This window comes from Mycobacterium colombiense (assembly GCF_001672755.1).
In the GTDB taxonomy this organism is placed as follows: Bacteria; Actinomycetota; Actinomycetes; order Mycobacteriales; family Mycobacteriaceae; genus Mycobacterium; species Mycobacterium colombiense_C.
Genome location: NZ_LZKI01000097.1, coordinates 1 through 2,079 on the forward strand (window position 1 = coordinate 1; position 2,079 = coordinate 2,079).

General features: G+C 66.9%; 2 protein-coding genes. Both read left to right on the forward strand.

Annotated features, from left to right (window positions below):
* Nucleotides 1-1,191: protein translocase subunit SecD (secD, locus tag A5708_RS13680; protein ID WP_065029150.1), on the forward strand; the 1,191-nt coding region annotated here is incomplete at its 5' end.
* A 3-nt stretch (nucleotides 1,192-1,194) separates the two neighbouring features.
* The coding region (secF, locus tag A5708_RS13685; protein WP_065029151.1) for a protein translocase subunit SecF at nucleotides 1,195-2,079 on the forward strand (885 nt) is incomplete at its 3' end.

The following is a 2,079-nucleotide window of genomic DNA, read 5'->3' on the forward strand; positions in this document are numbered from 1 at the left end:
CCCGGCGCGCCCGCACCGGCCGACCAGGCCCCGCCCGCCGAAGCGCCCGCGCCGCCTGATCCGCGCAAGGAACTCGCCGACCGCATCGCCGACGAGAAGAAGTGGCGCCAGAGCACGCGGCAGGGCATCCAGTTCCTCGCCCTGCAGTTCCAGGCGACGCGCTGCGACAAAGAAGACATCCTGGCCGGCAACGACGATCCGGCCCAGCCGCTGATCACCTGCTCGACCGACCACAAGGTCGCCTACCTGCTGGGCCCGTCGATCATCAGCGGTGACCAGATCCAGGACGCCAGCGCGAGCCAGAACCAGCGCGGCATCGGCTACGTCGTCGACCTGCAGTTCAAGTCCGCCGCGGCCAACACCTGGGCCGACTTCACCGCCGCCCACATCGGGACCCAGACCGCGTTCACCCTGGACTCGCAGGTCGTCAGCGCGCCGATGATCCAGGAAGCCATTCCCGGCGGCCGGACCCAGATCAGCGGTGGCGATCCGCCGTTCACCGCCGCGACCGCCAAGCAGTTGGCCAACGTCCTCAAATACGGCTCGCTGCCGCTGTCCTTCGAATCGTCGGAGGCCCAAACCGTCTCGGCGACACTGGGATTGACCTCGCTGCGGGCCGGGCTGGTCGCGGGTGCGATCGGCTTGGTGCTGGTGCTGCTGTACTCGCTGCTCTATTACCGGGTGCTGGGATTGCTCACGGCCCTGTCGCTGGCCGCTTCCGGGGCGATGATCTTCGCGATCCTGGTGATCCTGGGCCGTCAGATCAACTACACCCTGGATCTGGCCGGCATCGCGGGTCTGATCATCGGTATCGGCACCACCGCCGACTCGTTCGTCGTCTTCTTCGAGCGCATCAAGGACGAGATCCGCGAAGGCCGTTCGTTCCGCTCGGCGGTGCCACGAGGCTGGGTACGGGCCCGCAAGACGATCGTGTCGGGTAACGCCGTCACCTTCCTGGCTGCCGCGGTGCTCTACGCGCTGGCCATCGGCCAGGTGCGCGGCTTCGCCTTCACGTTGGGCCTCACCACGGTCCTCGACATCGTGGTGGTGTTCCTGGTGACCTGGCCGCTGGTGTACCTGGCGTCCAAGTCCCCGACGCTGGCAAAGCCGGCCTACAACGGCCTGGGTGCCGTTCAGCGGGTCGCCCGCGAACGCCGGGCTTCGGCGCAGGTCAAGACGGGACGGGGATAGCACATGACTCCCTCCAAAGCCTCCAAAGACGCAACCGAGATCACCGAAGCATCCGAGGGCGCAACGGAATTGACCGATAGCGCCGCCGCCGGGCAGCCGCACCACGGCTTCCTGTCGCGCCTCTACACCGGCACCGGCGCGTTCGAGGTGGTCGGCCGGCGCCGGTTGTGGTTCGGCATCAGCGGCGCGATCGTCGCCGTCGCCGTCCTGTCCATCCTGTTGCGGGGCTTCACCTTCGGCATCGACTTCAACGGCGGCACGACGGTGTCGATGCCCGCGGCCGGGCAGGCCGGCACCGTGCAGACCTCACAGGTCTCAGAGGTGTTCCGCAAGGCCATCGGCAACGACCCGGAGGCGGTGGTCGTCGTCGGCAACGGCGCGGGCGCGACCGTGCAGATCCGCTCGGAAACGCTGACCAACGACCAGACCACGAAGCTGCGCAACGCCCTGTTCGACGCCTTCCGACCCAAGGGCGCCGACGGTAAGCCCAGCAAGCAGGCCATCAGCGACGCTGCCGTCTCCGAGACCTGGGGCGACCAGATCACCGACAAGGCCCTGATCGCGCTCGCCGTCTTCCTGGTGCTGGTCGGCGTCTACATCATGATCCGCTACGAGCGGTACATGGCCATCTCCGCGCTGACGACCATGGTTTTCGACCTGACCGTCACCGCCGGGGTGTATTCGCTGGTCGGTTTCGAAGTCACGCCGGCCACCGTCATCGGCTTGCTGACGATTCTCGGTTTCTCCCTCTACGACACCGTCATCGTGTTCGACAAGGTCGAGGAGAACACTCACGGATTCCAGCACACCACCCGGCGCACCTTCGCCGAGCAGGCCAACCTGGCGATCAACCAGACGTTCATGCGTTCCATCAACACCAGCCTGATC